Here is a 449-nt window from a genome sequence, read left to right on the forward strand (position 1 = left end):
GGCAGGAGCGCCTGCTGAAGAACCTGGAGGGGATGAACGATCTTCTGAGCTGCCGGACGATCCCGGACTTCGTCAGCCTCCAAAGTTCTCTGGTTCGCGGCAACGTTGAGCGCATGCTCGAGAACAGCCAGCGCCTGGCGCAGCTCACCGCCCAAGTGGCCCAGGAGGCCACCCGGAGCCTCACGGCGCAACCCGAGCACGGTCGGCGCGCTCGCTAGGGATGTATTTTGACGATGCTCCCGGCTCGCAAGCCGGGAGCTCACATCAGACACCAGGCAGAACCGCCGGACTGTCCTCTGCATCCGGCGATCCATCGATTGCCTGTATCTCTTGGCGTGGGACACCCCTGCTTCAAAACCTTTCCAGTGGGTGCGCATGCGACTGAAGCTTCCGATTGCTCAATTTCTGAAAGCCCAGCGCCGCTGGGGCAAGACTCTCGTCAAAGCTTC

At 61.9% G+C, this 449-nt stretch carries 1 protein-coding gene; it reads left to right on the forward strand.

Going from position 1 to position 449, the window contains the following annotated elements:
• A partial coding sequence (locus KBI52_RS00795; RefSeq protein WP_210804782.1) for a phasin family protein occupies positions 1-218 on the forward strand: 218 nt, incomplete at its 5' end.
• Positions 219-449 lie beyond the last annotated feature (231 nt).

It is taken from the genome of Microvirga sp. HBU67558, from assembly GCF_018069605.1.
GTDB lineage: Bacteria > Pseudomonadota > Alphaproteobacteria > Rhizobiales > Beijerinckiaceae > Microvirga > Microvirga terrae.